General features: G+C 53.7%; 2 protein-coding genes. Both read right to left on the bottom strand.

From position 1 onward, the window contains the following. Positions 1-1,018: NAD-dependent epimerase/dehydratase family protein (locus AC3DKE_RS11065; protein ID WP_487990724.1), on the bottom strand; the 1,018-nt coding region annotated here is incomplete at its 3' end. 57 nt (positions 1,019-1,075) lie between these two features. Beyond that, the coding region (locus tag AC3DKE_RS11060; RefSeq protein WP_487990723.1) for a phosphoethanolamine transferase at positions 1,076-1,903 on the bottom strand (828 nt) is incomplete at its 5' end.

Here is a 1,903-nt window from a genome sequence, read left to right as displayed (position 1 = left end):
CAACAAAGGTCTGCTCGGCTGGCAAATACTCCACACCCAGCGCGATGCTGCGCTGGTTATCAAACGCTAAGGGATGGCCAACGTTTTTGCTGATGAAGGTGCGTGTAACAGGCCCCATCATCGGTCCAAATGTCCATACCAACGCTTTCGGCACCACAGATTTTGGGAAGGGATAAGCCTTGCCAAAGTGTCCGCGCAAGATTTTGGCAATCTCGATCATGGTCAGGGTTTTGGAGACCAGTAAGTGGCGGCCTTCAGCCCCTGGCTTAAACGCAGCCAAAATATGTGCCTTTGCGACATCACGTACATCGACAACACCATATTTCAAGTCAGGCACGCCAGAGCGCAGACGGCCATCGCCCATGGAAATGAGTGTGTCGATGCTGGCCGATTGGCTGCCAGTGGTTAGTGAGGGGCCGTAGACCATGCCAGGGTTGATGGTGACTAAGTCCCAGCGGTTTTGTACGGCTTGCATATCCCAAGCTTCGCGCTCGGCTGCAACTTTTGAGTATTGATAGGGGTTGTGATCGACGCTGCTGGTGGAGTTCCATTGCGCTTCGGTGAGCACGCCGCCTTCGACTTGACGCACGTCGATATTGTCACCGAAGACTGAGGCTACGCTGCTGGTAAGCACTACACGCTGAACGCTTATCGTGCGATTAACGGCGTCGAGTACGTTACGTGTGCCTTCTACTGCGGGGCGAACCAAGGCTTCATGAGCATCGGTAAAGCCTTCTAAGACAAATGGCGATGCGGTGTGCATGACTACAGCGCAGCCTGCCATGGCGGCATCGAAGCTACCGATGTCAAGAAGGTCCGCTTTGAAGAGTTTGAGAGTGCCTGATTCGCGGGCAGCAATAGCCTCGAGGTGAGCAATGCTTTTGGCTTTGCTGGGGTCGCGCACGGTAGCGTGCACAGTGTGGCCAGCGGCTAATAGGTATTGAATAATCCAGCTGGCGATATAGCCAGAGCCGCCGGTGACACAGACCGGACTATCGGTAGGAATGACCTTGTTCATGCGCGTAACCTTTTTTATTTTAGGCGCGTACAGTGCCACAGCGCGGAAATGCTGTCATTAGCGTTGGCAGGCAGCACTCCAGTCTAGCGTGGCGTTATACACGGCAGTTTTAACGTCGAGTAATCCTAAAAAGCTATGGAAAATGGTGTCGTGTGACTGTGGTTTTTGCGCTTGCTCTGCCAAGCAATTAGCGCGCGGGCCATGCTTCTGAAAGCTGGGCGACAACCATGCCAACATGGGCACATGAGTTTGTTGGCTAGGCGCAAAGAGATAGGGCGCGCCATGCAAATATAGGCCGTGCTCGCCAGTTGATTCGCCGTGATCGGCGGCATACACCATGACAGTCTGATAACGATCATCTTGGCCTTTTAAGGTGTCGATGATGCGTCCCAATACATGGTCAGTATAGGCAATGGTGTTGTCGTAGCTGTTGATGACCTGCTGTTGCGTGCAGCTTTGCAGAGCATTGCTATCGCAGGTTGGTGTGAAGCGTTTAAACGCGTCCGGATAGCGACGGTAATAGGCGGGGCCGTGACTGCCCTCCTGATGCAAAACCACGACGCGATCGCTGAGTGTTGCGCGCGAAATGTAGTTGGCAAAAGTGTCGGCGAGTAGGTCATCTTGGCACTCGCCATCGTGACACCAGCGAGCTTTTTCGGCGGCTAATAGCGGTACATTATTGATGCGATCGCAAGCACCTTTGCAGCCTGAGTTATTGTCTATCCAGGTTACGGCATAGCCGGCGCGTTGCAGAATGTCGAGTAAGCCTTCGCGATGGCTAGCCAGCTGGGGATCGTAATCAGCTCGCGTCATGCCAGAAAATAAGCAGGGTACAGATACTGCAGTGGCAGTGCCGCAGGAACTTACTTGGGGGAAGTTGATGAC

Source organism: Paraperlucidibaca sp. (assembly GCF_982810325.1).
This window is presented reverse-complemented; position numbering and strand designations above follow the sequence as displayed.